Source organism: Bacteroides sp. HMSC067B03, from assembly GCF_001811315.1.
Lineage (GTDB): Bacteria > Bacteroidota > Bacteroidia > Bacteroidales > Bacteroidaceae > Bacteroides > Bacteroides faecis.
In genome coordinates, this window is the sequence record NZ_KV804407.1 from 1 (window position 1) to 2,432 (window position 2,432).

Genomic DNA, 2,432 nt, shown 5'->3' on the forward strand with positions numbered 1-2,432 from the left:
AAATCTAGCTGAAGCATAAAATTAGAAGTTTAACCCTTTAAAAATGTGACATATGATTACAGTGACGGAACAACTAAAGAATGTGTTTGAAGCCAACCCTTTGTACTCAAAAGAGGGGCAGGGGCTTAATGCGGAAGTCATCGCAAGGTTTTTCCTTCCTTTTTCTTCGGTGGTATGGTTGGTAACGGAAGCCGAACAGCAGGAAGACGGTGACTGGCTTTTTTTCGGTTATTGCCATATTCAAGAATGGGAATGGGGTTATGTGCTTCTTTCTCAAATTCAAGAGGTGAATGTTCGTGGGTTGACCGTGCAGCTGGATAAAGGACTGAAAACCGGTATAACGGTAAAAGCTTGCCTGAATTGATTAGAGAATAAACGGAGAGGGAACAACCCCTTTCCGCTTTCCAACCGGAATATTGAACTTAAAAACGGAAGTTATGGTTTACGAGACGAATTGCACGGAAATAACACAGGACAAATGGCGTGAGCTGATGAAGTACGGTAGAAAATGCTCCTATCGGCTGCTTACGGCGAGAATCAAGCGGGAATTGCCGGAATTATACCATGCGCTGGCTCTCCAGTTCTATAATCCTTATGCGGAACAGTGCAGGCAGACACCCACACATTATATATTGGTTCATTCGGCCATTGAATATTTTATCAGAAAACAATAAAGGACAAATGGTTATGAAAACAAAAAAGGTTGATAAAAAGAAAACGCTGGCTTATGCGGTGGCATTTTACTTTACGGATGTTTCCGTAAAGTTCATGATGGGGAATGCGATGTATGAGTATGTACATACCGTTTATGACAGGCGGTATGATAACGGTGGCTTTAATACGCTTGCCGTAGTCTATAATTACAAGAGGATGAAGTACGAGGTATTGGTCGTATCGGACGAGAAGGTAGGTGATAAGGAGATTCATATATTATAAGTTTCACAAACAGGGCTTTTGCCATATAAAAACGGCTTTTGAGATGAAAAAGTTATCGGCTTATACGGTTGCATCCAACTGCACCGACTTGACGGATATACGTGACGGCATCGCTGAAATACATGAAGCGATGAAGACTTGCGTTGAATCCGGGAAACATATCCCTTCATTCTATGTTTCCCGGTTGGCCAAACTGGAAACTAAAAAGAAGAAACTGGAGAAACGGACGCAGGTACACATGACCGTCACCATCCGTTTCTTTATAGATGATGATACCCTTACAATGGCAGTCAGGCATTGCCTTTTCTTCAAGCTGGAACCGACTCGGCAGAATGTGATGAAAGCCATCCGTGATGCGGTTCTTAATAACGGACGTTCCATTCTTGACTTTCCGGAAGCATGGGGAGAAGATCTTATGGATGTGTCTTTCTTTGATGTGGAGAATGCCATGAAGAAGCTGCGTTCCTCATTCGGCCTATAAACTTCATTGCATATTTTTCCGAAAGTAAAGTAACCGTTGGATTTTTGGCCAGCGGTTCTTTTTTCAAAAAAGAACCAAAAACTTTGAATACAATCTTTTTTCATCTTCTAACTTATGTATTCGGAAAAAATTCCATGGCATTCAGAAAAGGGATGATAGCGGTTTGGGGATTATAGGGTAGATTTGTGGGGTAAGCTTACAGAGACAGTTTTTATAGGCAGGTTCCGAAAAGCCTTTGAGAGAGTAGGAGAACATGAGTTATAATATATGGCTATAAGTATAAATGATAGACAATTGATTACACAATTTATTACTAATACTCAGAATTTGAATGTTAATTTACCTACAAATGGTGGAGGGTGTGCTAATTTAGTTAGAGGAATTATAGAACAGGCAACAGGAAAAAGAATTTCAGTTAATCCTTTTGGAGCTTCTTTAGAAAGTATGATACAAAAAATAAATACCTATCATGATTTAGCTAAATGTAATAATGGAGATATATTATATTTTGTGCATCTTCCTAATGCTGCTGTAAATTTACATCAAACTATTCATTATGCAATTTTTTGTAATGTTAATAATGCTGGTGTACAGAAAAATGTTATTGGGATAAATGGATTAGCAGATCTTTCTTTTTCTCCCACAGCTTATCATGGTGTTGTAGCATCTGTAATATCTCCGGGTAATTTTAATGGAGTAGGGCAGGTGATATATGATACTGTAGCATTCCCTAATATTCTTGGTGAATTGTATGTTATTGATTATGAATTGATATAGGAATAAGTTTCTTCGTTATTTTATGGCGTACAGTAGTATAGAAATAGAAAAAAACTGAAAATTGAATAGTAAATTTGTTTGCTCCATGTTACGTTTATTACCGCTTGTAATCGGGCTTTGCGCAGACTTTATGTCCTGAAGGCTTTTTAGTACCCCTTCCATTTGGAAGATTTTGACAGCAGCGATGAAGGTGGTGGAGGATATATCCGGCTGGAGGCTTTTCAGTGTGTTCTCCGAT

Annotated in this window: 6 protein-coding genes; 5 read left to right on the forward strand and 1 reads right to left on the reverse strand. The window is 38.9% G+C overall.

Annotated features, from left to right (window positions below; all coding sequences use genetic code 11):
* Window positions 1-52 precede the first annotated feature (52 nt).
* From HMPREF2794_RS17700 to HMPREF2794_RS17720, 5 genes are all read left to right on the forward strand, one after another.
* Window positions 53-364 carry a DUF2958 domain-containing protein gene (locus HMPREF2794_RS17700; protein WP_005868826.1) on the forward strand — a complete coding sequence of 104 codons (312 nt, stop codon included), beginning with the start codon at window positions 53-55 and terminating at the stop codon, window positions 362-364.
* 73 nt (window positions 365-437) lie between these two features.
* Window positions 438-674, forward strand: a complete 237-nt coding sequence (locus HMPREF2794_RS17705) for a hypothetical protein (protein ID WP_005868824.1) — start codon at window positions 438-440, stop codon at window positions 672-674.
* A gap of 13 nt (window positions 675-687) precedes the next feature.
* Window positions 688-936, forward strand: a complete 249-nt coding sequence (locus HMPREF2794_RS17710; RefSeq protein WP_005868823.1) for a hypothetical protein — start codon at window positions 688-690, stop codon at window positions 934-936.
* Window positions 937-979: 43 nt separating this feature from the next.
* Window positions 980-1,417 carry a hypothetical protein gene (locus HMPREF2794_RS17715; RefSeq protein ID WP_005868821.1) on the forward strand — a complete coding sequence of 146 codons (438 nt, stop codon included), beginning with the start codon at window positions 980-982 and terminating at the stop codon, window positions 1,415-1,417.
* A 267-nt stretch (window positions 1,418-1,684) separates the two neighbouring features.
* Window positions 1,685-2,194 carry a hypothetical protein gene (locus HMPREF2794_RS17720; RefSeq protein WP_007569216.1) on the forward strand — a complete coding sequence of 170 codons (510 nt, stop codon included), beginning with the start codon at window positions 1,685-1,687 and terminating at the stop codon, window positions 2,192-2,194.
* Window positions 2,195-2,209: 15 nt separating this feature from the next.
* On the opposite strand, the gene HMPREF2794_RS17725 is transcribed toward HMPREF2794_RS17720, so the two are convergent.
* The coding region (locus tag HMPREF2794_RS17725) for a hypothetical protein (protein WP_070752092.1) at window positions 2,210-2,432 on the reverse strand (223 nt) is incomplete at its 5' end.